This is a genomic window from Brevundimonas diminuta, assembly GCF_039673845.1.
Taxonomy (GTDB): Bacteria; Pseudomonadota; Alphaproteobacteria; order Caulobacterales; family Caulobacteraceae; genus Brevundimonas; species Brevundimonas diminuta_E.
The window spans coordinates 1-20,550 of sequence record NZ_JBDJMK010000004.1 but is presented as its reverse complement, the minus strand read 5'-3'; the positions used below and the strand labels follow the sequence as shown (position 1 = coordinate 20,550).

The window sequence follows — 20,550 nt, the reverse complement described above, 5'->3', positions numbered from 1 at the left end:
GACATGAAAGCGCCCGCAACGCTTGCCCTGATGGCGGCCGTCCTTTCCACGGCGGCCTGCCAGACTGCGCCGAAAGCGCCCGCGACTGACGTGGTGGCGGCCAGCTATCCGCTGGTATCGCCCATAGACACCGCCAATGCAGTGGAACTGGCGTGGCAGGATGTTCTGCGCGACGCCCGGCTGCAACGCCTGGTCGACCTGGCCCTGACCGACAGCCGCGACCTGCGTCTGGCGGTGCTGGATGCGGAGGAAGCCCGCGCCCAGCTGCGCATCCGCCGCGCGGACCCGTTCCCGCAAGTGGACGCCAATGCGGGCATGACACGTGGGCGGGCCAGCCAGAACTCAGGCCAGGGCGGCAATGCGGAAACCCAGTCGCAGTATTCGGCCGGGCTGGCCCTGACCGCCTTTGAGCTGGACCTGTTCGGTCGGCTTCGCGCCCAGTCCCGCAGCGCCTTCGAGGCCTGGCTGGCCGCAGAAGAAGGCCGCAACGCCGCCCGCATTGTCGTAATCTCGACGGTGGCCGAAGCCTATTTGGCCGAGCGCGCGGCGGATGAACGGCTGGCGCTGACCCAGTCCACGCTGGAGGACTGGCGGGCGTCGCTGCGCCTGGCTCAGCAGTTGCGGGAGGCCGGGCAAAGCAGCGGTCTGGAGGTCGCTCAGGCCGAGGGTCAGGTCAGGAGCGCCGAGGCTGATCTTGAAGCCGCGCTCAGGACGAGACAGGTCGCCGTGAACGCCCTGGTGCTGGCGGTTGGCGCGCCGTTGCCGGAGGGGCTGCCTGCGCCGATGAGACTGGCGGATCGTCCCGTTCAGACCGAACTGCCCGCCGGGGTGCCTGCTGATCTGCTGGAGCGGCGGCCCGATATCCGACAGGCCGAGCACCAATTGGCGGCGGCCAACGCCGATGTGACGGTGGCGCGCGCGGCCTTCTTTCCTCGTCTGTCGCTGACCGGCTTGCTTGGGGTCGCAAGCGGCGATCTGGGCGATCTGTTCAACGGCGATAGCGACACCTGGTCGTTCGCGCCGCAGATCACCGTGCCGATCTTCCACGCCGGCCGCCTGAAGGGCGCGCTGGATGTGGCGCAAATCCGCAGCGACAAGGCCGTCACGACCTATGAACGGACGCTTCAGACCGCCTTCCGCGAAGTCGCGGACGGGCTTGCGGCGCGGGCCACCTTTGAACGCCAGATCGAAGCTCAGAGCGGCGCCGTAACGGCCGCCGATCAACGCGCGCGCCTGTCCGAACTGCGCTTCCGCGCCGGCGTCGACAGTCGGCTGGAACTGCTCGACGCCCAGCGTCAGCTCTATGCGGCCCGACTGGCGATGGTGGATCTGCGACAGGCTCAGGCGACCGCGAGCGTCCAACTCTATCGCGCGCTGGGGGGAGGCGTCAGGGGGCGGAGCTAAGAACAGGGCGACGCGTATGCTCGTCTGTCAGTTAATACAGATCGCTCATGTCCAGACTCGTCGGGGGGCCTGAAACAGATCCAGAACCTATTATCAATGACCCCGAGCCTAAGGGCCGCGCAATCCTGATTGGCGAAGGTCATTGACAGCCTCATACAGTATGTCGCATACACTGTGTGTCACACACTATGTGGCGGCAGGTGAGGCGGCGCCGTGGACCGGGAACTGTTCGAGACGATGCGGCTGGAGCTGCGGCGCGGGACACTGGTCCTGGCGGTGCTCGCCTGCCTGCGGGCCGAACGCTACGGCTACACCCTGCGTCAGGCGCTGGCGGCGGACGGGCTGGAGATGGAGGAATCCACCCTCTACCCCCTGCTGCGGCGGCTGGAGGGGCAGGGGCTGCTGACCAGCGAATGGCGTGAGGAGGAGAAGCGAAAGAAGCGTTTCTACGTCCTGTCGCCGGGGGGCGAGGCCATGCTGGCCGCCCTGACCGAGGAATGGCGCGGCATCAACGCCTCGCTGGAACGAATTCTCTGAAGAGGGATGGGAGAAGGCGCGATGGACATCATCGAACGCTATCTGGAGGCCGTGGCGGCGCAACTGCCGACCGAGGAGCGCGAGGACATCGTCGCCGAACTGCGCGACCTGATTCTGAGCCGCGTCGAGGCGCGCGAGGAGGAGTTAGGCCGGGCCCTGACGGACGAGGAGAAGGAGGCGATCCTGCACGAGATCGGCCACCCTCTGATCGTCGCCGCCCGCTATCGCAGGGGGCCGGACAGCCTGATCGGGCCGGAGTTGTTCCCCTATTGGCTGTTCGGGGCCAAGGCGGGGCTGATTGTCATCGCGGCCGTTCAGGTGCTGGGGCTGTTGATCAGCGTGCTGGGCGCTCCGGCTGATTTTGGGCGAGCGATCAGCCAGGCCTTCCACGGGTTCTTTTCCGGCGCACTGACTCTGCTGGGGGCGCTGACCCTGGCCGGGGCGGTCATGGAGTATTACGACATCAAGCCGAAGTGGCTGACGAAATGGCGGGTGCGCGACCTGTCGGCCTTCGGCCTGGCCGATCCGGCGAAGTGGGGCGCGTCCCTGGCCGGAACCGAGAAGGCCAAGTCCGAGTGGTTGCCGAAGGGCGCGCGCGTCTGGGGCGTGACGGCTCACGACAAGCCGGGGCTGGAGGCGCTGGCCTCCCTGATTGTCGGGGGCGTCTTCGTGATGTGGTGGATCGGCGTGATCCGCTTTCCGGGCCTGGGCGAGTTCTCCTTGAGAAGCGGCGCGGTGGGGATCGAGGCGGCGCCGGTGTGGGCGGCTCTCTACGGCCCCATCCTGGCCCTGGCCGTCGGCGGCATGGCGGTGGACGCGGTCAGCCTGATCCGTGGACGCGAGGGGCGGCTGACCTGGCTGCTGAAGATCCCGCTGGCGGGCGCGGCGCTCTGGGTGTTGTGGCGGCTGTTTGATGCGGGTTGGTGGTTCACCCTGAACCAGGGCGAAGCGAGCGCCTGCGTCGAGGGCGGGGCGACGAACATCAGCCTGGACGCCCTGCGCGCGGTGAACGATGCGGGCCGCGATCTGAGTGGGACGGCCCTGACCCTGGGTACTGTGCTGACCTGGGTGTTCGCGGTGATGGCGATCAGCTTCGTCTTCAATATCACGACCTATGTCTGGCGAGTCGCGACGACGCGAGAAGCGTAGACGCGTGCTGAGCGGCCGTAGGCCCAGGATTCATGACCAGAAGAGCACGGTAGCGGGAAGAGCTATGGCGGAGAGGAAGACGGCAAGGGCATGAGAGCGGCCTTCGCGGCGACGCCTCTTAAATCTTATCTCGGTATTCGTGGTGGCCACCCGGTCGATGGCGTCGCCGAGATGCCGGAAATGCGGTTCATACTGACAGCAAATATCTGACTTCATAGCCGAGCTTCGTCATGACCAAATACCTAGGTTAATCACCAGCCCAAAGGGTCAGAACCATCTTGCAAGACGGGCAGCAACCAAAAGCTTGAGTTTGGATTCACCAGATAAGCGCACCTTTCAGGTTCGTTGAATGTGCGAGGGGGAGACAAACGGTGACTCGCAGTCCTCTTATGTCGCGGTTTGTCAGTGCAATTGATCCGCGGCTGGCGGCAATTGCGCGACGGGCGATGCCTAAACCCAGACCAAAGCCTTGGCCGGCCTGACTGACGCCCTGAACGAAGGGTTCCAGCAAAAGGGAAGCTTCGCCATCGGCGATGCCGGGGCCCTCGTCTTCGATGACGATCTTGCAGCCGTCCGCACCCTCGCGGTAAAGTGCGAGGGTGATCGTTTGCCTGGGCGACGAGAAACGCAGCGAATTGCGCAAGATGTTCTCGACGGCGCGATGAACCAGTTGACCGTTCCCAAGGATCAACCATTCCGTTTCGGTCCCGTCCGGCGGAAGGTCGGCGTTGATCTTCACACCCATCGCATCGGCTTCGAAGCGTATATCCTCTATCGTCATGCGCAGCACGTCGAGCAGATCGAAATAATCCTCGCCGATGCCAGCGTTGCTTTCCAGGCGCGCCAGCGTCAGAAGTTCGCCGACCAAAGCGTCCAGATGGCCCGCTTCCCGGTCAATCCGGTCGAGGGAGGCATCGAGGCGTGCGGGGTCTCGACGCAGAAGGTCGGCCGCCAGCCGCATCCGCGCAAGGGGCGAGCGCAACTCGTGAGAGACGTCATGGAGCAGGCGGTCGCGCGCGCCGACAAGTTCTTGAAGGTGTTCGACCATGGAATCGAAGTCGCGGGCGAGGTCGGCGATCTCGTCATTACGACGTCCCATTGCGTGGCTGAGGCGTGTGTCGAGACTGCCTTTGGCCAGTTGTGCGAACCCGGCCTGCAGACGATGGATCGGCCGGGAAAGATAGGCGGCCAGACCCGCGCTGAACACGAGGCCGGCCAGAGCAATGGCGATCAGATATTCGGGAGGCCCTGCCGTGCTGAACCAGTCTTCATCCATCTTAGGAAGGGGCGGGGTGGCGTAGCGCAAGCAATACCCCTCAGCGTTTCGCGCGATGGCGCGAAGGTCTGCTGATGACGCGCAACTGTCATGAGCCAATGGTGCGATGGTGAAGCGGGCACGTTCGCGCACGGGCCAGTTCGCCATTTGCGCCTTTAGCGCATCGGGTCCGCCAGCACGAAGCGCGGTCTCGCCCGTATCGACAAGAACCTCGCCAACAGCATGAGACGGGTCAAAATCTGGTTGAACCAGGGTCGGATGAAGCGACCAGTAAAACCAGAGCCCTATCGTCAGGAGCAGATAGGCGCCCCAGAATCCCAAAAGGATCTTCCAAAATAGCGGCAGCCTCACGGAACGAACGCCAGCCGGTAGCCGACGCCGCGTATGGTTTCGATCTCGGCCATTCCGCCGCTCACAACCCTGAGCTTCTGACGCAGGTTGCTGACATGAACATCAATGCTGCGGTCGTAGCGCTGGCGCTGACGTCCGAGCGCCGCAAGAGAGAGGTCGTCCTTGGTGGCGACCCGTTCTCCCGATCTCATCAGGGCTTCCAGAAGGCTGAATTCGGCAGCCGTCAGCTCCAGTCTTTGGTCAGCCCAGCGCGCATCGCGACGGCCGGGGTCGAGTGTCAGCGATCCGTGGGTCAAGGGTCCCGAAGGCTGTGGTCCCGTCGTTCGGCGCAGGACGGCGCGCAAGCGCGCCACAAGTTCGCGCGGATAATAGGGTTTGGCTATGTAGTCGTCGGCGCCGAACTCCAGCCCAATCACCCGATCAACATCGTCACCCCGTGCCGTGAGCATCAGCACCGGCACCCGACTGGACTGACGGATGCGGGACAGCGCCTCGACCCCGTTCATGCGCGGGAGCATGATGTCGAGGATGACGGCGTCAAACCGTCCCGTCAAAGCGAGTTGGACCCCATCCTCGCCATTTCCAGCCACGGTGACGACGAAGCCTTCCTGCGCGAGATACTCGCGTAGCATCGCACTCAGTTCGGCGTCATCGTCGATGAGGAGCAGGTTGGTCACGTCTGGCTCTTACCTCTTGGAGAACGCCGGCTGGAAGGTTCGACAGGCGAATTCAGCTGGCCTTTACGCAATCTTTTCGATCCGCTTTCGATCATCTTACCCATGAGCGCTTATGAGTTTTGGCATAAGTCTGCTCATGCAGATACGCCGTCTTCTCCTGTTCATCGGTCTTCCGCTTGCCCTGGCGCTCATAGCTGGAGGCTGGTGGCTGGCCACACGGCCGTCGCTCAATGAGGGCCTGACGGTCGCCGAAGTCACGGTCGGCGATCTGGAGCAGACGGTCTTGGCTACCGGCAAGCTTCGCCCCAAGGAACTGGTGAGCGTCGGCGCGCAGGTATCAGGTCAGGTCAAGCGGCTCTATGTGGAACTGGGCCAGCAGGTCCGGGCCGGCGATACGATCGCCGACATCGACGCGGCGCCGCAGCGACTGGCCCTGAGGAATGCAGAGGCCGCCGCCGCCGCCCTTGTCGCCCAGAAGGCGTCCCGACAGGGCGCACTGGTCCAGGCCGAACTCGCCTTCGAGCGCCAGAAGACGATGCTGGCAGCAGACGCCGCCCCACGAGCGGACTATGAGGCCGCGCAGTCGGCGCTTACGTCCATACAGGGCGAAATCCGGTCGCTTGAGGCCCAGATGGTCCAGGCCCGGACACAGGTTGAAACGGCGCGCCTGAACCTGGGCTTCACGCGTATCGCGGCGCCGATGGATGGGACGGTTGTCGCGGTCGTGACCAAGCAGGGGCAGACGGTGAATTCATTCCAGTCCGCGCCCACCATCGTGATGCTCGCCCGTCTGGATGTGATGACGGTCAGGGCTGAAATTTCCGAAGCCGACGTCCAGAAGGTGCATGCGGGACAGGCGGTATCCTTCACGACCCTGGGTGTTCCTGATCGGCGCTATAATTCCAGGATCGACCGTATCGAACCTGCGCCGGAATCCATCGTCTCAGACACCGCAAATGCTACCGGCGCGGGTGGAGCTTCGGCCGGAACGACCGCAATCTACTATAATGCGCTGTTCGACATACCGAATACGGACGGATCGTTGCGTCCGTCCATGACCGCCCAGGTTTCTGTGCTGCTGGGACGCGTGCAGCATTCTTTAATTTTGCCCATGGCCGCCCTCGGTCAGCGCGAAGCAGACGGACGCTATCAGGTGCGTGTCGTCGATCAGAAGGGCCGGATCGAGAACCGGCTGGTTCGTATCGGCGTGTCGAATGACACCAGCGCCGTAGCGCTGGATGGTCTGAAATCGGGCGAAAAAGTCGTCATCGCCGAGGCGACGGCGCAGCCCGCAGCAGACGTCGATATGGGAATGGGTTTCTGATGTCGGCCCCCCCAATCATCGAGACGACGGGGCTCGGCCGCGCGTTCGCCTCGGGCGAAGGCTCTGTCGCGGTTCTGAAAGATGTCGATCTGACGATCCGTGCCGGCGAGATGGTCGCGATCGTCGGCGCATCCGGGTCGGGCAAGTCCACGCTGATGAACATTCTCGGCTGTCTGGATCGACCGACCTCGGGTTCATATCGTGTGATGGGGCGCGATACAGGCACGCTGGAGCCGGACGAACTGGCGGCTCTGCGCCGCGAGCATTTCGGCTTTATCTTCCAGCGATATCACCTGCTGTCGGACCTGACGGCTGTCGGCAATGTGGAGGTGCCAGCCATCTACGCTGGCCGCGATCCTAGGGCGAGACGCGCTCGCGCATTTGAACTGCTTGCTCGGCTAGGGCTAGGCGAGCGAACCCTCCATCGACCGGGTCAGCTTTCGGGCGGTCAGCAGCAGCGGGTGTCGATTGCGCGCGCGCTGATGAACGGCGGCGCGATCATTCTAGCTGATGAGCCCACGGGTGCGCTTGATCGGGCCAGCGGCGACGAGGTCATGCGCATCCTTCAGGAGCTGAACGCCGAGGGTCATACGATCATCTTGGTGACGCATGATATGGCGGTCGCCGGACATGCCAACCGCATCATCGAGATCAGCGACGGGGTGATCACCGCTGACCGGTCTACCCGCGATGTCACGCCGTCAAACATTGTGAAAGCAACCATGCAGTCCAGCGCGGCGCCCTGGCGCGCCATGGCCGACCGGTTCGCAGAGGCTTTCCGGATGGCGCTGCGGGCAATGGCGGCGCATCGCATGCGCACCTTCCTCACCATGTTGGGCATCATCATCGGCATTGCGTCGGTGGTGTCTGTGGTGGCCTTGGGCAAGGGCGCGCAATCCAGGGTGATGGCCCAGATCAGCGACCTTGGCACCAATACGATTGACATCTTCCCCGGCCGGGATTTCGGCGACCTGCGGGCCGCCTCGATCCAGACGCTGAACGAATCTGATGCGCAGGCGCTCGCCCGACAGCCCTATATCGACAGCGTATCGCCCAATGTCTCGACAAGCGTCACGGCGCGAAGGGGCAATTTCGCCGCCTCGGCGCAGGTCAGCGGCGTCGGCGCCGACTATTTCCGGGTGCGCGGGTACAAGACCGAGCGCGGGGCCGTATTCGACAAGGCTGCGGTCGTGCGGTCCGCGCAGGTCGCAGTGCTCGATTCCAAGGCCTTACAGGCGCTGTTCCCGCATGGCGGCGATCCGATCGGCCAGACGGTTCTGCTGGGCCGAATGCCCGTGCATGTGATCGGCGTTCTGCGTCCTTCGCAAGGCATGGGCGGGTCTGGGATCACCATTTACGTGCCCTACAGCACGGCTGCGACACGAATGACCGGGCGAAACAATCTGGAGAGTATAACCGTCCGCGTAGCCGACAATGTGAAGAGTGATGCGGCCCAGACCGCTGTTACCGCCTTTCTGACGCGCCGACACGGGGCCAAGGACTTCTTCATCTTCAACTCGGACCAGATTCGACAGGCGGTCACCCGCACCAGCCAGACCATGACCCTGCTGATCTCGTCGATCGCCGTGATCGCCCTCGTGGTTGGCGGGATCGGCGTCATGAACATCATGCTCGTGTCGGTCACGGAGCGGACCCGCGAGATCGGCGTGCGGATGGCCGTCGGGGCCCGGCAGAGCGACATCCTTCAACAGTTTCTGATCGAGTCCGTGCTGGTCTGTCTGATCGGCGGCGCCATCGGAGTGTCTCTAGCTCTCATGCTGGGGGTGATGGTTCGTCTGATTGGGGGCGGATTCGAGATGGTGTTCTCGGCGCCGTCCATACTGCTAGCCTTCGCCTGTTCGACTGTCATCGGCGTTCTGTTCGGCTTCTTGCCGGCGCGCAACGCCGCCCGTCTCGATCCGGTCGAAGCCTTGGCGCGAGACTGATTATGAAAACCGCTCTTTCTCCGATCATGGCCGCCGCGCTTCTCTCGGCCTGCGCGACGCCCACTGACTATGTTCGTCCCGCCGCGCCCTTGCCGACCTCGTTCGCCAACGCGAATGCAGGTGTCGCCTCTTCGGTTCGGATCGACGCCTGGTGGCGGGATTTCGCAGATCCAGACCTGGATTTGCTGATCGATCTGGCCGTCGCGCGCAATCCTGACCTCGCCGCAGCGGCGGTGCGCGTGCGCCGGGCCGATTTACAGGCGCGGCTGGCGGGCAATGCTCTGCGCCCGGTCGCGAATGGGTCGCTCGGCAGCGGGCTGTCCCGCCCGCTGTCCGGCGGGGATCGCCGCACGAGCGAAAACGCATCGGGCGCCGCCAGCATCGCTTGGGAAGTTGACCTGTTCGGTCGCCTGGATGCGCTTGGTGACGCCGCCCGGTTCGAGGCGGAGGCGACTGCTGAAGATCGTGAAGGCGTGTTCCTGTCGCTTGTCGGGACGACGGCGTCGCTTTACTGGCAGATCGCCTTGGCGAACGAGCGGATCGCGCTGGGAGAGCAGAGTCTCGCCTATGCGCGGAGAACCCGGTCCCTGATTGAGGTGCAGTACAACGCCGGCGCGGTCTCGGCGGTGGAGCTTCGCGAAGCCGAGCAGGCGGTCACCGCGCAGGAGGCGAATCTATCCGAGGTGCGGCAGGCGCGGGTGCAGGCACGTGAAGGCCTGATGGTGCTATTGAACGAGGCTGTGCCTCCGGCTGGCGAACCACAGGCGTTGAACGTCCGCGAATTGCCCGCCGTCGCCGCAGGCTTGCCGTCTGATCTACTGGGGCGACGTCCTGATCTGCGCGCTGCCGAGTTGCGACTACGCGGCGTCTTGGCCGGCGCCGATGCGACCCGAGCCGGATTCTATCCCTCGCTGACACTGACCAGCGCCTTGGGTACGTCGAGCGGAGGTCTGCTCAGCCTGCTTTCGAATCCCGTCGCAACGCTTGGCGCCGGGCTGACGCTGCCATTCCTCAATATCAACGCCATGCGGTTTGAAACCGACATCGCGCGCACTCGCTATGAAGAAGCGGCGATTCAATTCCGGAGGTCTCTTTACGAGGCGCTTTCGGAGGTGGAAAAGGCGCTTTCGGCGCGGACAGAACTGGCTTCGCAGGTCGCATCTCTTCGGCAGGCGCGAGACGCGGCCATTGAGGTTGAGCGTCTCTATGAAGTCCGGTATCGCGCGGGGGCTGTGCCTCTGCGGACCTGGCTGGACGCACAGGAGCGTCGGCGAAACGCTGATCTGGCGTTGTCGTCGGCCCGGTTGTCGCAACTCCAGAACCAGGTCACGCTCCATCAGGCCTTGGGAGGCGGCTTTGGCAGTCAGATGTCGGGGCGCTCCATGGAACGTCCACAAAGCCGCGGCCAACCCTCAACAGCCAGATGAGACACTTCGTGGCGAAGATGCCAGCGCCTCATGCTGGCGGGAGCCTGTCCATGCGTTTCGGTCTTATCGTCATGATGGCGGGTCTAGGTCTGCTGACCGGGGGCGTCCAACCCGCCCGTGCCGCGTCGGTCGACGGCTATTCCGTCGCTAATCTCAACATCCGTTCCGGGCCCAGTGCCCGGTTCCCGTCGGTCGGTGTGCTGGGCGCCGGAACAGTTGTGACCGTTCACGGCTGCGTATCGCGCTACAGGTGGTGCGACGTCAGCGCATCGGGCATTCGCGGGTGGACGTCGGGAGGGCAAATCCAGATCATCGACGACGAACGTAGCGTCTATCTGCCGTCACGCACCGGGGCGGTGTGGGTTCCGGAGATCACCTTCGAGATCAACAGCTATTGGCGCGATCACTATCGTGATCACGATTTCTACGGCGACGCTGAAGACTGGGACGATTACGACTGGGAAGATGATGGACCCCCGCTGGGGTGGGATGACTAGGCGCCCGATCTGATCCGGGCGAACGCTGCGTATTCAGCCTAATTATGGCGCGGGGCTCGGACGACCGTTGCGTTTCTTGGCCTCCGTTTCCGCCGATGAACTTGAAACTGCGACATTCCAACCATGCACGACCTCGACTACGACTTCGCGGACTATGAGGCTTCAGCGCTGAAGCACACCCCTTGGCGTCGGGTTCTGGCTCTGTTCGGGCCGCATCGTAAGGCCTTGCTGGTCGTTCTCGGCCTGATCATCGTCGCCGGCGCGGCGGGGGCGATGACGCCCTTCATGATGCGAGGCATCATCGACGACGCTTTGCCGGCCAAGGACAGCGGATTGCTCATTTGGCTGTGCGCCGGGCTCGCGGGCGTCGCAATACTCTCCGCCATCGCCGGCGTCTTGCAGTCCTATGTCTCGACCGATATCGGCCAGCGCATCATGCATGACCTGCGGGTGACGCTCTACGGGCATCTGCATTCGCTTTCGCTGTCGTTCTTCGCAACGGCTCGCACCGGCGAAGTCCAGTCGCGCATGTCGAGCGACATCGCCGGTCTACAGTCCCTGTTCACCAACACCGCGACCGACGTGGCCCGCAATGTCACCGTAGTCATAACGACGGTGGTGGCTATGTTCCTGCTGGACTGGCGTCTGGCGCTGGCGTCGCTGGTCTTCATGCCGACCCTGCTGTGGCTGAACAACCGGGTCGCTGGTTTGCGTGAACGCATCACCTTCCAACAGCAAGAGCGTGTCGCCGACATGTCGGCCACCGTTACCGAATCCCTGTCCGCGGGCGGTTTCATCCTGGCCCGGACCATGGGCCGTGCGAGCTATCTTCTGCAGTTATTCCATCAGACCTCGTCCGACGTCGCGCGGCTCGAACTGAAGTCCCACACCGCCGGTCAGTGGGAGATCGCCATCATCATGTTTGCGCTCGATATCCTTCCGGCGCTGACCTTCCTCGTCGGGGGGCTGATGCTCGCCCATGGTCTGGGGGTGTCAATCGGCACCCTGGTGGCTTTCATCGCGCTTCAGGAGCAACTGTTATGGCCCACGCTGCAACTGTTCGAGTCCCGGGTGGAACTGCGCAAGGCGCGCGCCTTATTGACCCGCGTGTTCGGCTATCTGGATACCAAGCCGACATTGCTCGAACCCGCCCAGCCGGTCAGCATCGACCTGGACGCCGTGCGCGGGGAGATCGTCTTCGAAGACGTGAGCTTCACCTATCCCGCGACTGATCGCCTGACTCTGGATCACATCGACCTGCGCATCAAGGCCGGCACACACACCGCCATCGTCGGCAGCACCGGATCGGGCAAGAGCACCTTGGGCTACCTAGTCGCGCGCCTCTATGACCCGGACAGCGGTCGTGTGACCTTGGATGGCGTCGATCTCAAGGACTTCAGTTTCGAAGCCCTCTCCCATATCCTTGGCGTGGTGACGCAGGATCCGTTTCTCCTCAACGCCAGCATCGAGGAGAACCTGCGCTTCGCCAAGCCCGAGGCGTCCTTGGCGGAGATCGAACAGGCGCTGGCCCTGGCGCAACTGTCCGAAAAGGTGGCTGGCCTGCCCAAGGGGCTGCAAACCGAAGTGGGTGAGCGCGGATATCAGTTTTCAGGCGGAGAACGGCAGCGCTTGTCGCTGGCGCGCACCATACTGCGCAATCCGCGCGTGCTTCTGCTGGACGAAGCCACCAGCGCGCTCGATCCCCAGACTGAAAGCGCTCTATCCGCAGCCCTGGCCGCCAATCACAATCGCACCGTGATCTCGATCGCGCATCGCCTGTCGACGGTGCGCCACGCCGATCAAATCGTTGTGCTCGAAGGCGGGCGGATCATCGAGATAGGCGACCACGACACCCTTATGGCCGCGAATGGTCGTTATCGTCGGCTCGCCACGATCGGTTGACGGTCAGACTAACTAGCGTTCGACGAGAATCGCAGTTCGCGGCCGGATTGGGCCAACGAAAATCCGGTCTTGATCGCTAGACCTTCGCCCTGGCTGTTGGACGCGGGTCGGATCGGCCTGCGCGGCCAACATTTGCAAAAGCTGATTTCAGCATCGTCGGTGATCCCGTCGCAAAGAGCGCCAGATCGCTTCGAGCCGAGCGCTGGAAGGTGGCTGCGGCGCCGTCGCGGCTTTGGTCCCAATAGGGCCTTACCGCGTCCACAAATCCTACACTCGACGTCGATGGATGTTGCACTGATCTGTTGGAAAGAAACTCACGAGTTAGATGGAGATTCGACGTGAGCCTTAATGTGCAGGAACTTCTGGAGCAGGAAGCACGCTACTGCTCCTTCGGCGATACGGTTCACTATGTTGATCCGCCCAAGATCTTCACCGGCTGCGAAGGCAGCTATATGTTCGACAATGACGGCACCGCCTTCCTGGACCTCCAGATGTGGTATTCGGCTGTCAACTTCGGCTATAAAAACAAGCGTCTGGAAGAGACTCTGATCCGTCAGATTCAGGAGCTGCCGCAGGTCGCCAGCCAATATCTGCACCCGACCAAGATCGAACTGGCCAAGTTCATCGCCGAGGACGCGCAGAAGAAATGGGGCAAGCAGGGCCGGGTCCATTTCAACGTCGGCGGCGCCCAGGCGGTCGATGACTCGCTGAAGGTCGTGCGCAACGCCAGCAACGGCAAGACGCTGATGTTCGCCTTCGAGGGCGGCTATCACGGCCGGACGCTGGGCGCCTCCAGCATCACCTCCAGCTATCGCTATCGCCGCCGTTTCGGCCATTTCGGCGACCGCGCGCAGTTCATTCCCTTCCCCTATCCGTTCCGCCGCCCGCGCGGCATGACGGCCGAGGAATACGCGGATGTCATCGTCCGCGACTTCGCCCGCAAGTTCGAGAACGAGTACCACGCCGTCTGGGACCCCAAGACGAACCAGTGTGAATACGCGGCCTTCTATGTCGAGCCGATCCAGGGGACGGGCGGCTATGTCGTGCCGCCGGCCAACTTCTTCACCGGGTTGAAGTCGGTGCTGGACCAGCACGGCATCCTGATGGTGGTCGATGAAATCCAGATGGGCTTCTGGCGCACGGGCACCCTGTGGTCGGTCGAGAACTTCGGCGTGACGCCGGACGTGCTGATCTTCGGCAAGGCGTTGACCAACGGCCTGAACCCGCTGTCCGGCATCTGGGCGCGCGAGGAACTGATCAATCCGACCACCTTCCCGCCAGGCTCGACCCACTCGACGTTTGCGGCCAATCCGCTGGGCACCTCGGTTGGTCTGGAAGTGCTGAAGATGACGCACGAGATCGACTTCGGCCGTCAGGTGAAGGAGGCAGGCGCCTATTTCCTGGACGGTCTGCGCGACCTGCAGACGCGCCACAAGGAGATCGGCGACGTCGACGGTCTGGGTCTGGCCCTGCGGGCCGAGATCTGCACCGAGGACGGCTTCACCCCGAACCGCGAACTGCTGGACAAGATGGTGGACATCGGTCTGGCGGGCGGTCTGGAGTATCAGGGCGAGAAGCGCGGCCTGGTTCTGGACGTGGGCGGCTACTACAAGAACGTCATCACCTTCGCGCCGTCGCTGATGATCTCGCGCTCTGAGATCGACGAGGCCATGGTGCTGCTGGAGCAACTGCTGAACCGCGCCAAGGCGGCGTGAGGGGCGCGCCGATGCGCTGGCGTAATGTGCTGGAGCCGCAGACCCTGATCGACCGGTGGACGGCCTGTCCGCCGGAAGGGTTTTCGGTCGTCAGTGATGCGCCGGCGCCGGCGTTCGTGGCGCCGTTCGACCTGCTGACCACGGCGGACGCCGAGTTCGTCGAGCGGCTGTCGCAATGGCCGGGGTTCCGCACATGGCGGCGGTTCCTTCGCCTGCGCACCACCTTCATCGGCACGACGGTGACGGAATATGCGCCTGTGCCGGATGCCGGTGCGGCGGATGTTCAACAGTCGGCGGCGACGCTGGCCGCATCCCTGCGCGAGCGTCTGGGACGCGGCGCGGCCCTGACCATACTGAAGGACCTGCCGCAGGCCTCGCCCCTGCTGCCGGCGCAGGACAACGCCTTCGCCGATGAACTGGCCCGCGCGTGCGAGGCGCGGGACTTCATCCAACTGGCCGGGCAGGCGCTGGCCTATGTGCCGATCGATTTCAGCGATGTCGGCGACTATATCGCCCGCCTGAACCGCAAGGACGCCAAATACGTCCGCAAGAAGCTGCGTGCTCGCGCGGGCCTGACGGTGACGGTGGCGCGCACCGGCGACGCTTGTTTCGATGAGGCGAAGGTGCGCCTCTATTACGCGATGTACGAACAGGTCTACGCCCAGAGCGAGATCCACTTCGACCGACTGACCCATGATTTCTTCGCCGGTGTCCTGACCGATCCGGCGCAGAAGGGCGTGGTGTTCGAATACCGCAATCAGGACGGCGCCTTCATCGGCTGGAACCTGTGCTTCGAGCATAAGGGGATGCTGATCGATAAATACATCGGCTTCACCTATCCGCAGGCGCGTGAGGCGAACCTGTATTTCGTCAGCTGGTTCGTGAATCTGGAATACGCGATGGAGCGCGGCCTGACGCACTATGTCGCCGGGTGGACGGACCCCGAGGTCAAGGCGCTGCTGGGCGCCAGCTTTACCTTCACGCGGCATCTGGTCTTCATCCGCAATCCGCTGTTGAGGGCGCTGGGCCGCCGTCTGGCCGGGTCGTTCGAGAGCGACAGGACGTGGAGCGAAAAGGCGGGAAGCGAGAAGCCGGGGAGTGAAAAGCCATGACGCGGCCGCCTCTGGTGCTGGATCTGGACGGGTCGGTGCTGCCCCTGCCGGGCGAGATCCGTCCGGCCCTGCCGCAGGAATGGCGCGAGACGCTGCGGTTTGGTTGTGGGACGGAGGCGTTCCGCTGGGCGGGCGCCGCCCTGTCGTCACGGACGCCGTCCTATGAGACGCATGGGCCGGTGCTGATGGGCAGCGGCGACTTCCATCATCTGAGCTGGCCGCTGATCCATCGTTGTCTGGAACAGGCCGAGGCGGCGGTGCGGGTGGTGGTGCTGGATAACCACCCTGACAGCATGGTCTTTCCGTGGGGCGTCCACTGCGGATCGTGGATCGGCCGCATGGCGATGGACCCGCGCGTGGCCGAGGTTCACGTCGTCGGCGTCACGTCCGAAGACCTGGGCGCCGCCCATGCGTGGGAACATGACCTGCGCGCGGTGAAGGCGGGCAGGGCGACCTATTGGAGCGTCGGCGTCGATGTGGAGTGGGCGCACCGGCGCGGGTTCGGTGAGCGGTTCCGGTCGTTCGGCGATACGGGCGCGCTGACGACGGCTCTGTGCGGCTATCTGAAGGATGACCCGGCGCCGACCTATCTGAGCATCGACAAGGACGTCTTCGCTCCTGACGTGGTCCGCACCAACTGGGATCAGGGGCAGATGACGGCGGCGCAGGGGCTGGACATCGTGGCGGCGCTGAACGGCCATCTGGTCGGCGCCGACATCACCGGCGAGGTGTCGCTGCATCGCTACCGCACATGGTGGAAACGCTGGCTGAGCCGGATGGACGGCCAAACGGTCGAGCCGTCCGCCGAGGTCGTGGCCCGGTGGCAGCAGGACAACCACCCTTTCAACCTGCAACTGGTCGCGGCCCTGCAGGCGGCCTGGCGTATCGCACAATAGTTTTCGGGGAGACGCGCGGATGCTGGATGGACTGATGCTGAAGCTGGTGAAGCGCGTCTTCACCCCCCTGATGCAACGCGGCGATCTGGAGATCGTCATGCCGGATGGCGCCGTGCTGCGGTTGGGCGACGGCGGGACGCCAAGCGTGCGGGTGCGCTTCACCGACCGTGGGGCGATCCTGAACCTGCTGCGCGACCCCGACCTGAACATGGGCGAGATGTTCATGCAGCAGCGGCTGAGGGTCGAGCGCGGCACGGTCTATGACTTTCTGGAACTGGTGCTGCGCGATGATCGCGATGTGCCCGTCGGCGCCACCGTGCGGGCTCTGGACGCCGTGCGGTCGGCGCTGCGGCCCATCCTGCAGAGCAATAAGCGGAAGAAGTCGCGCAGCAACGTCGCCCATCACTATGATCTGGATGACCGGCTCTATCGGCTGTTTCTGGACGAGGACCGCCAGTATTCCTGCGCCTATTTCGAGCGAGGCGACGAGACGCTGGAAGAGGCGCAACTGGCCAAGAAGCGCCATATCGCCGCCAAGCTGCTGATCGAACCGGGGCATCGGGTGCTGGATATCGGCTGTGGCTGGGGCGGCATGGCGCTGTATCTGGCCGAGGTCGCGGGCGCCGGTCAGGCGGTGGGCGTGACCTTGTCGACCGAACAGCTGGCGGCGGCGACGACGCGGGCGGAAAACTCGCCGCGCGGGGCCAATATCGAGTTCCGGCTTCAGGATTATCGCGACGTTCCGGGGCCGTTCGACCGTATCGTCTCGGTGGGGATGTTCGAGCACGTCGGCATCGTCAATTTCGACGCCTTCTTCAGCCAGTGCCGCGACCTGCTGACCGAAGACGGCGTCATGCTGCTGCACTTCATCGGCAACAGCGATGTGCCGGACTTCAACAACCCGTGGCTGGAGCGGTACATCTTCCCCGGCGGCCATCTGGCGTCCATGTCCGAGTTCACGCCTGCGATCGAGCGTTCGGGCCTGATCATCACTGATATCGAGGTGGTGCGCCTGCACTACGCCCAGACGCTGAGGCTGTGGCGCGAGCGGTTCATGGCGCGGCGCGAAGAGGCAAAGGCGCTGTATGACGAGCGGTTCTGCCTGATGTGGGAGTTCTATCTGGCCATGTCGGAGACGGCCTTCCGCTATCAGGAAATCGCCGTGTTCCAGGTCCAGTTGGCGCGTCGGCAGGAGGCGGTGCCCCTGACGCGCAACTATATCGTCGAGCGCGAGGCTGAACTGAAACGCAAGGAGCAGGGGCGCGCCTGAAGCCGCCCTTCGACTGCGCGGCGGATGATGTCGCACACCCGCGCGAAGTCCGCATCGCCCAGCCACGGACTGTTGCTGACGGCCAGCAGCCGCCCGGCCCAGTCGCGGGCGTTGGGCAGGGCGTCTGGCGCGCAAGGCGGGACGACCGAGGCATAGCGCCGGTAGTCGGGCAGGGCGCGCAGGAAGGGCGGGCTGAGGCCCAGCCCCTGTTCCCAGCCGTGGGCCAGAACGGCGTCGCGGGTCGCCTGATCGGGCAGGCGCAGCATCAGGATCGGCCAGACGCCGCGCGCGCCAGGGGCGCTGTCCTTGACGACTTCGACGCCGGGAATCTGTTTCAGTGTTTCCAGCCGCGTCAGGGCCTGCGCTTCGGTGGCGGCCAGAAAGGCGGGCAGGCGTTTCAGGGCCTCGGCGCCGACCTGTTTGCGCCAGCGGCCGGGGCGGTGCAGGGGGATGGCGTCGGGGAAGTCGTCGCCCGCCGCCGCGCTCCAGTCGCCGCGCGACAACGCCTGACGCAGGGGCGCGCCATAGCTCCACCGCAGGGCGCCGGGCCGATAGAGCAGGGCGTATCCGACCAGTTCGGCGATGCGCCGCGCCTCCATCGCCAGACTGTCGGGGATCAGGCGGCGGCGGGTCTCCATCAGGGCCTGACGCAGGCCCTCGTCGCGGGCGATCAGGGCGCCGCCCTCATAGATGCTGAGGCCCTTGCCGACGGCCAGACTGTAGAAGCCGATGTCGCCCTGAAGGCCGACGGGGTCTGCGTTCATACGCGCGCCCAGCGCCTGCGCCGCGTCCTCGATCACCCAGGCGCCGACGCGGCGGGCGGCCTGCATCGCCGGGCCGATGTCGCTGACCCGCCCGCCCAGATGGGTGGGGACGACGGCCAGGGTGCGGGCGCTGCACAGGGCGTCCAGCGCGTTGGGCGACATATCCAGACTGTCGGGGCTGAGATCGGCCAGCTTCAGCTTCAGGTCGCAGGCGGCGACCGCCTGGGCGATCAGCGGACAGGTATAGGCGGGGACCACCACCTCGTCCCGATCCGGGGCGAGGGCGGACAGCGTCCGCAGGGCGATGATGAAGGCGGCCGTGCCCGAGCATTCGATCTGGACCGGCGGCGCGCCCAGAAAGGCCGCCAGATCATTCTCCAGACAGGGAGCGCGGCCCGGAAACAGGTCGCGGAGATGCAGCGGCAGGCCCGCCGTCGGCGGCGCGAACCTAGCCATGAGGCTCAGGCTCCGTCTCGCGGCTGAGGCGGCCTTCGCCCACGGCCAGACAGACGATGCCGCCAAGGATCAGCGCCATACCCATCAGCTGGGGCCAGCCGATGACTTCACGGAACAGCACCGCTGACAGCGCCAGCACGGAAATGATTTCGAGGTGGGAGGCGGCGAAGGCCGGGCCGACCGGCGCGCGCTGCAACAGCGTCATCCAGGTGAAGAAGGCGCCGACATAGCCCGCCATGGCGCCATAGATCCACGGCTGGCCGAACACCCGCGCCAGCCATGACGGCGAGAACTCAAGCGGCAGGGCGCTGTTCCCCGCCTGTTTGAAACAGATCTGGGCCAGGGTGTCGAACGCCATCAGCGTCAGGAAGCCGATGATGTAGAAGGCTTTTTGAGAGGACTTCATCCTTGCAGCCCCACCACGGCCACGCCCAGCGAAATCAGCGTCACGCCGATGATCCGCAAGGGGGTCAGCTTCTCACGGAACAGCACCCGCCCCAGCAACAGGATGGCGACGATGTTGATCGACCCCAGCAGCACCCCGTCGGACAGCGGCACCAGCGACAGGAAGGCCAGCCAGACCAGGAACTCGGCGACATAGCTGCCGACGCCGATCCAGATCCACGGCTTGGTCGCCATATAGCGCCAGCGCGCCAGACCTTCGCCCGCGCGCGGGTCGGATGCGGCGGCCTTGAACGCCAGTTGCCCGGTGCAGTCGACAATGATGTTGGCGGTCCACAGGCCGACGACCAACAGGTTCACGCGGCGGCCTCTGTCGCTGTCTGGTTCTGGCGTGCGATGCGGTCGGCGAAATCGGTGACGCAGGCGATGACCCGGCGCCGTTCCCGGTCAATGGTGACCATGTGATAGCTGTCGTCCAGCACGACCAGTTCGACCGGGGCCTTGTGGACGCGATCCTTGATGTCCTGTGCGTTGGACAGGGCGGCGACATCGTCGTGGCGGGCGTGGACCGCCAGACACGGAACCTCGATCAGCGACAGGCGGCGGCGGACGTGTCGCGCCAGCGCCTGCAACTCGCCGATGGACCACCACGGATTGCCCGGCAGGCCCGCCTGCGAACTGTCGCCGGACTGCATCTGGGCGACGATGCGGGCGCGGATCGCCTCATCCTTGATGCCGTAGGGCGGCATTTCGAAGAAGACCCGCTTCGCCCCGATCCCCAGAGCCCGGCACAGCGGCAGCAGGAAGGAGAAGCGGGTGTAGAAGGGCATGCTCCAGCCATCGTGCCGGAAGGTGGTCGACAGGGCGACGACGCCCGCCAGTTTGGGCGTCTTCTCTTCGGCCAGCCCCAGCGCCAGCAGGGCGCCCATCGACAGGCCGACGGCGATGATCCGGTCGGTATGGGCGGCCAGATGGCGCGCGCCTTCGCGGGCGCTGTTCATCCAGTCGCGCCAGCCGGTGGCCAGCAGGTCGTCCACATCGCCGCAGTGTCCGGCCAGTTGCAGGGCGTAGACGGTGAAGCCCTGCTTCTGCAGGCCGCGCGCGATCAGGCGCATCTCATTGGGCGTGCCGGTCAGGCCGTGGATCAGCAGGACGCCGACGCGGCCGTTATCGCCCTGACCCGGCAACAGATAGGCGTGGTCCTTCATCGGCGAGGCGACAGGCAGGGTCATACGGCATCCTGAAACAGAGGACGGCTCAGGATTTCCGGCAGCAGCGCCAGGGCGTCGGTGAAGTCGTCGATAGGGGCGTGGGGAATGGCGTTGGCGCGGCAGTGGTCGATCAGGCGGCTTTTCGCCAGCACGAAGTCCGCCTTGCCCGAGACGCAGAAGTCCGAGGTGCTGTCGCCGATATAGAGGATGCGGTCGGCCGAACGTCGGGCCTCG

General features: G+C 64.7%; 18 protein-coding genes and 1 pseudogene. 12 read left to right on the top strand and 7 right to left on the bottom strand.

Features of this window, described 5'->3' with window-relative positions; translation table 11 throughout:
• The first annotated feature begins 3 nt into the window (after positions 1–3).
• The 3 genes from ABE454_RS05095 (at position 4) to ABE454_RS05085 (ending at position 3,090) form a co-directional block, all read left to right on the top strand.
• Positions 4–1,404 (top strand): efflux transporter outer membrane subunit, encoded by a 1,401-nt coding sequence (locus ABE454_RS05095; protein ID WP_346510557.1) that lies wholly within the window; start codon positions 4–6, stop codon positions 1,402–1,404.
• A 213-nt stretch (positions 1,405–1,617) separates the two neighbouring features.
• Positions 1,618–1,941 (top strand): PadR family transcriptional regulator, encoded by a 324-nt coding sequence (locus ABE454_RS05090; protein WP_346510556.1) that lies wholly within the window; start codon positions 1,618–1,620, stop codon positions 1,939–1,941.
• A gap of 21 nt (positions 1,942–1,962) precedes the next feature.
• The gene (locus ABE454_RS05085; RefSeq protein WP_346510554.1) at positions 1,963–3,090 is read left to right on the top strand and encodes a hypothetical protein; all 1,128 of its coding nucleotides are present in this window, start codon (positions 1,963–1,965) and stop codon (positions 3,088–3,090) included.
• Positions 3,091–3,406: 316 nt separating this feature from the next.
• Here the strand turns inward: ABE454_RS05085 and ABE454_RS05080 are convergent, their stop codons facing one another.
• Positions 3,407–4,717 (bottom strand): HAMP domain-containing sensor histidine kinase, encoded by a 1,311-nt coding sequence (locus ABE454_RS05080; RefSeq protein ID WP_346510552.1) that lies wholly within the window; start codon positions 4,715–4,717, stop codon positions 3,407–3,409.
• Entirely contained in the window at positions 4,714–5,394 is a 681-nt protein-coding gene (locus ABE454_RS05075) for a response regulator transcription factor (RefSeq protein ID WP_346510550.1), read from the bottom strand. Before ABE454_RS05075 ends, ABE454_RS05080 begins: the two co-directional genes overlap by 4 nt.
• Positions 5,395–5,530: 136 nt before the next feature.
• On the opposite strand from ABE454_RS05075, the gene ABE454_RS05070 reads away from it, so the two are divergent.
• From ABE454_RS05070 to ABE454_RS05030, 9 genes are all read left to right on the top strand, one after another.
• Positions 5,531–6,718, top strand: coding sequence for an efflux RND transporter periplasmic adaptor subunit (locus ABE454_RS05070; RefSeq protein ID WP_346510549.1), 1,188 nt, complete (start codon positions 5,531–5,533; stop codon positions 6,716–6,718).
• Positions 6,718–8,664, top strand: coding sequence for a MacB family efflux pump subunit (locus tag ABE454_RS05065; RefSeq protein ID WP_346529721.1), 1,947 nt, complete (start codon positions 6,718–6,720; stop codon positions 8,662–8,664). Before ABE454_RS05070 ends, ABE454_RS05065 begins: the two co-directional genes overlap by 1 nt.
• Before the next feature lie 2 nt (positions 8,665–8,666).
• The gene (locus ABE454_RS05060; RefSeq protein ID WP_346529720.1) at positions 8,667–10,091 is read left to right on the top strand and encodes an efflux transporter outer membrane subunit; all 1,425 of its coding nucleotides are present in this window, start codon (positions 8,667–8,669) and stop codon (positions 10,089–10,091) included.
• 50 nt (positions 10,092–10,141) lie between these two features.
• The gene (locus tag ABE454_RS05055; RefSeq protein WP_346510544.1) at positions 10,142–10,588 is read left to right on the top strand and encodes an SH3 domain-containing protein; all 447 of its coding nucleotides are present in this window, start codon (positions 10,142–10,144) and stop codon (positions 10,586–10,588) included.
• Between the two features lie 123 nt (positions 10,589–10,711).
• Positions 10,712–12,490 (top strand): ABC transporter ATP-binding protein, encoded by a 1,779-nt coding sequence (locus ABE454_RS05050; protein WP_346510542.1) that lies wholly within the window; start codon positions 10,712–10,714, stop codon positions 12,488–12,490.
• Between the two features lie 338 nt (positions 12,491–12,828).
• On the top strand, positions 12,829–14,205 hold the full coding sequence (locus ABE454_RS05045; protein ID WP_346510540.1) for an aspartate aminotransferase family protein: 1,377 nt from the start codon (positions 12,829–12,831) through the stop codon (positions 14,203–14,205).
• Between the two features lie 11 nt (positions 14,206–14,216).
• Positions 14,217–15,317 (top strand): GNAT family N-acetyltransferase, encoded by a 1,101-nt coding sequence (locus ABE454_RS05040; RefSeq protein ID WP_346510538.1) that lies wholly within the window; start codon positions 14,217–14,219, stop codon positions 15,315–15,317.
• Positions 15,314–16,213, top strand: a complete 900-nt coding sequence (locus tag ABE454_RS05035; RefSeq protein WP_346510537.1) for a hypothetical protein — start codon at positions 15,314–15,316, stop codon at positions 16,211–16,213. The genes ABE454_RS05040 and ABE454_RS05035 overlap by 4 nt, the downstream gene beginning before the upstream one ends.
• A 19-nt stretch (positions 16,214–16,232) precedes the next feature.
• Positions 16,233–17,483, top strand: coding sequence for a cyclopropane-fatty-acyl-phospholipid synthase family protein (locus ABE454_RS05030; RefSeq protein WP_346510535.1), 1,251 nt, complete (start codon positions 16,233–16,235; stop codon positions 17,481–17,483).
• Here the strand turns inward: ABE454_RS05030 and ABE454_RS05025 are convergent.
• From ABE454_RS05025 to ABE454_RS05005, 5 genes and pseudogenes are all read right to left on the bottom strand, one after another.
• Entirely contained in the window at positions 17,429–18,703 is a 1,275-nt protein-coding gene (locus ABE454_RS05025; RefSeq protein WP_346510533.1) for a DegT/DnrJ/EryC1/StrS family aminotransferase, read from the bottom strand. The genes ABE454_RS05030 and ABE454_RS05025 overlap by 55 nt on opposite strands.
• Positions 18,696–19,109: a DMT family transporter gene (locus ABE454_RS05020; RefSeq protein WP_346510531.1), complete on the bottom strand. Its 414-nt coding sequence runs from the start codon at positions 19,107–19,109 to the stop codon at positions 18,696–18,698. Before ABE454_RS05020 ends, ABE454_RS05025 begins: the two co-directional genes overlap by 8 nt.
• Positions 19,106–19,465 carry an EamA family transporter gene (locus ABE454_RS05015; protein WP_346510529.1) on the bottom strand — a complete coding sequence of 120 codons (360 nt, stop codon included), beginning with the start codon at positions 19,463–19,465 and terminating at the stop codon, positions 19,106–19,108. The genes ABE454_RS05020 and ABE454_RS05015 overlap by 4 nt, the downstream gene beginning before the upstream one ends.
• Positions 19,462–20,337 (bottom strand): alpha/beta hydrolase, encoded by an 876-nt coding sequence (locus ABE454_RS05010; protein ID WP_346510527.1) that lies wholly within the window; start codon positions 20,335–20,337, stop codon positions 19,462–19,464. The genes ABE454_RS05015 and ABE454_RS05010 overlap by 4 nt, the downstream gene beginning before the upstream one ends.
• Positions 20,334–20,550 (bottom strand): annotated as a pseudogene (locus ABE454_RS05005) (hypothetical protein); the annotation flags it as partial. The pseudogene ABE454_RS05005 and the gene ABE454_RS05010, both read right to left, overlap by 4 nt.

What these genes read in the sequence shown, in the direction of transcription:
- ABE454_RS05095 (WP_346510557.1), top strand. Translation starts at nt 4, where the DNA reads ATGAAAGCGCCCGCAACGCTTGCCCTGATGGCGGCCGTCCTTTCCACG.
- ABE454_RS05085 (WP_346510554.1), top strand. Translation starts at nt 1,963, where the DNA reads ATGGACATCATCGAACGCTATCTGGAGGCCGTGGCGGCGCAACTGCCG.
- ABE454_RS05070 (WP_346510549.1), top strand. Translation starts at nt 5,531, where the DNA reads ATGCAGATACGCCGTCTTCTCCTGTTCATCGGTCTTCCGCTTGCCCTG.
- ABE454_RS05065 (WP_346529721.1), top strand. Translation starts at nt 6,718, where the DNA reads ATGTCGGCCCCCCCAATCATCGAGACGACGGGGCTCGGCCGCGCGTTC.
- ABE454_RS05060 (WP_346529720.1), top strand. Translation starts at nt 8,667, where the DNA reads ATGAAAACCGCTCTTTCTCCGATCATGGCCGCCGCGCTTCTCTCGGCC.
- ABE454_RS05055 (WP_346510544.1), top strand. Translation starts at nt 10,142, where the DNA reads ATGCGTTTCGGTCTTATCGTCATGATGGCGGGTCTAGGTCTGCTGACC.
- ABE454_RS05050 (WP_346510542.1), top strand. Translation starts at nt 10,712, where the DNA reads ATGCACGACCTCGACTACGACTTCGCGGACTATGAGGCTTCAGCGCTG.
- ABE454_RS05040 (WP_346510538.1), top strand. Translation starts at nt 14,217, where the DNA reads ATGCGCTGGCGTAATGTGCTGGAGCCGCAGACCCTGATCGACCGGTGG.
- ABE454_RS05035 (WP_346510537.1), top strand. Translation starts at nt 15,314, where the DNA reads ATGACGCGGCCGCCTCTGGTGCTGGATCTGGACGGGTCGGTGCTGCCC.
- ABE454_RS05030 (WP_346510535.1), top strand. Translation starts at nt 16,233, where the DNA reads ATGCTGGATGGACTGATGCTGAAGCTGGTGAAGCGCGTCTTCACCCCC.
- ABE454_RS05025 (WP_346510533.1), bottom strand. Translation starts at nt 18,703, where the DNA reads ATGGCTAGGTTCGCGCCGCCGACGGCGGGCCTGCCGCTGCATCTCCGC.
- ABE454_RS05020 (WP_346510531.1), bottom strand. Translation starts at nt 19,109, where the DNA reads ATGAAGTCCTCTCAAAAAGCCTTCTACATCATCGGCTTCCTGACGCTG.
- ABE454_RS05010 (WP_346510527.1), bottom strand. Translation starts at nt 20,337, where the DNA reads ATGACCCTGCCTGTCGCCTCGCCGATGAAGGACCACGCCTATCTGTTG.